General features: G+C 71.3%; 3 protein-coding genes. 1 reads left to right on the top strand and 2 read right to left on the bottom strand.

Features of this window, described 5'->3' with window-relative positions; genetic code table 11:
* Positions 1-72 precede the first annotated feature (72 nt).
* Complete coding sequence (locus tag ACGF12_RS38200) at positions 73-885, top strand: alpha/beta fold hydrolase (RefSeq protein ID WP_393041152.1); 813 nt, start codon at positions 73-75, stop codon at positions 883-885.
* A 168-nt stretch (positions 886-1,053) separates the two neighbouring features.
* On the opposite strand, the gene proS is transcribed toward ACGF12_RS38200, so the two are convergent.
* Both proS and ACGF12_RS38190 read right to left on the bottom strand, forming a co-directional pair.
* A complete protein-coding gene (gene proS / locus ACGF12_RS38195) occupies positions 1,054-2,295 on the bottom strand; it encodes a proline--tRNA ligase (RefSeq protein WP_393041150.1) in 1,242 nt (413 codons plus the stop codon).
* Between the two features lie 200 nt (positions 2,296-2,495).
* Entirely contained in the window at positions 2,496-2,633 is a 138-nt protein-coding gene (locus ACGF12_RS38190; protein WP_393041147.1) for a hypothetical protein, read from the bottom strand.
* Positions 2,634-2,890 lie beyond the last annotated feature (257 nt).

Raw genomic sequence — 2,890 nt, 5'->3', positions numbered from 1 at the left:
AACATCACCGCCCGCACCCTCTGAGAACCCCGTCCCCGTCAACCACTCCTGATCGCGAAGGAAGCCTCCACCATGACCAGCACGCAGCGCTCCGCCCCCGCCTGGACCGGCATGGTCGAGGTCGACGACACCGCCCTGGCCGTCACCGACACCGGCGGCACCGGCACCCCGGTCGTCTACCTCAACGGCTCCTACGCCGACCAGTCCCACTGGCGCCGCGTCATCGCCGACCTCGGCCCCGGCTACCGCCACATCACCTTCGACGAGCGCGCCCGCGGCAAGTCCCGCACCGCCGGCGACTACTCCTTCGAGGCCTGCCTGCGCGACCTCGACGCCGTCCTGACCGCCCGCGGCGTCGAGCGGCCCATCCTGGTCGGCTGGTCCTACGGCGCCCTGATCGCCGTCCACTGGGCCGCCCGCAACCCCCACCGCACCCTCGGCGCGGTCTCCGTCGACGGCGCCTACCTCACCGACCCGATCGACGACGCCACCCGCGAGCAGGTCCGCGGCCTGTTCCGCCGCCTCAGCCCGGTCTTCCCGATCGCCCGCCGCCTGGGCATGGCCGCCCGGATGAGCGCCGCCCAGCACGCCGAGATCAACCTCGAACTCATCGACCTGTGCTCCCCCGCCGCCCTGAACCCCGTCCTCGACCGGGTGAACGTCCCCACCCGCTACGTCATGGCCACCGGCGGCAACCTCGGCGCCGACGCCAGGACCATGGAGAAGCTGCGCGCCGACCTCACCCCCGTCCTCGCCCGCAACCCCCACATCAGCGTCCACACCAGGGTCCCCAGCAACCACTCCAAGATCCTGCGCAAGGACTCCCCCGCCGTCGCCGCCGCCGTCCGCGACCTCGCCACCGCCCACGCCCAGCAGGCCGCATGAGGCCGCTCCCATCGGCTTCCGGCAAGGAATCGCTGATCCGAGCCATCCACAGCACGAACAACTCCCAGTATCCAAACCATAGTTGGCCTGTACGCCGGGCCCTGTCCCCCGTCGAACCCTCCCGCCGGCGGCCCCTTGCGAAGAGCAAGGGGCCGCCGCGCCCGTTGCTCACACCGCGGCGGTCAGCAACTTCCGGACGTGTTCCGCCGCCTCCGCCACCGGGACGGCCCGGGTCTCGCCGGTGGCCCGGGTGGTGACCTCGACCGTCCCCCCGGCGAGGCCTCGGGCGCCGACCGTGATCCGGTAGGGGATGCCGATCAGCTCGACGTCGCGGAACTTCACACCGGGCCGCTCGTCCCGGTCGTCCATCAGTACGTCGACCCGCTCGCCCCGCAACCGCCGGTAGAGGCTCTCGGCGGTCTCCGCCACCTTCTCGTCGGAACCGCCGAGGACGACGACGGCCACCTCGAAGGGGGCCACGGAGACGGGCCAGACGATGCCCTTCTCGTCGTGGTGGGTCTCCACGATCGAGGCCAACGCCCGTTCCACGCCGATGCCGTAGCTGCCCATGATCGGAACGACCCGCCCGCCGTCCGGGCCGAGCACCGAGACGCCGAGGGTCTCGGTGTACTTGCGGCCCAGCTTGAAGATGTGGCCCACCTCGATGGTGACCACCACCTCCAGCGGTGTGCCGCACCGGGGGCAGGGCTCGCCGGCGGTCACCTCGCGCAGGTCCGCCCAGCACTGCACGGCGATGTCCCGCTCGACCGACACCCCGCGCAGGTGGACGCCGTCCGTGTTGGCGCCGGTGGTCATGTCGGTGCGGCTACGCAGGGCCTCGTCCGCGAGGACGGGCAGCCCGGTGACGCCGACGGCGCCCAGGCTGCCGGGGGAGGCCCCGAGCGTCGCCTGGATCTCCTCGGCGGTCGCCGGACGGACGGCAGTGGCGGCGAGGGTGTCGATGAGCTTCTGCTCCACCAGGTTGTGGTCCCCGCGCACCAGGATCAGGGTCAGCCGGCCGTCGACCACGTACACCAGCGTCTTGATCTGCCGCTCGGCCGGCACGTCGTGCCGGCGCGTCAACTCCTCGATGGTGCGGGCCTCGGGAGTGTCGAACCGCTCGGGCACGTCCGGTCCCGGGCCGTCGACGACGACGGGCAGGGCGGACGTCGCCTTCTCGGTGTTCGCCGCGTAGTCGCAGCCGGGGCAGCGGACCACCAGGTCCTCGCCCGCCTCCGAGGGGCTCATGAACTCGACTGACGTGCTGCCGCCCATGCTGCCGCTGGACGCCTGCACGGCGATCGCGGGCAGCCCGAGACGGGCGAAGATCCGCTCGTAGGCGGCCCTGTGCAGGTCGAAGGAGCGGTCGAGCCCGGCGGGCTCGACCACGCAGCTGTACGAGTCCTTCATGTTGAACCCTCCCCCCGCTGAAGCAGGGGGATTCCTGGCTCAGGAAGCCCCACAGGTCAGCGACCCGCAAGGCCTTACTCCCTCAACACCAGCCGGGACGGAACCTGCCCGGTTTGGTACGGCAAGCAGAGGTGGCTCGCGCTTGGTTCTCGCAACGCGCCGTCGTGCCAGCTTGATTCTCGCTCAGCACATTGCGCAGCTTACCCGATCACGTGGGCCAGGTGACTGGCCATCAGCTGCCGGACGAACCCTCCCCGCACCAGCAAGCGGTGGCTCACCGCATCCGCGTCCGCCGGGTCCTCCCGGAGGGTGGGCACGTACAGCTGGGACCAACGCATGGGGCCGGGCACCGTCCTCTCGGCAAGGCTGCGGAATGCCGCCGCAGTCTAGTGGCGGAGCCGCGACCGGACCGCTCCATTTCGACCGGGGTGGTCGCTGCTGATCCCTGCTGAAACGCCTCCGGGCCGCGCGAGGGCAGGTGGCCCTTGCGCGGCCCGGAGGCGGGCGGTTCGGAGGATGACGGCTTGGTCGTTCGGTTGTCGACAGTGTGCTGGTCCTGTCCTGGTGAGCTTCAGAGGGTGCGGGCGGTGATGTC

The organism is Kitasatospora sp. NPDC048296 (assembly GCF_043201815.1).
In the GTDB taxonomy this organism is placed as follows: domain Bacteria; phylum Actinomycetota; class Actinomycetes; order Streptomycetales; family Streptomycetaceae; genus Kitasatospora.
Note: the sequence above shows the minus strand (reverse complement) of the source record. Positions and strands in the feature narration are given on the sequence as shown.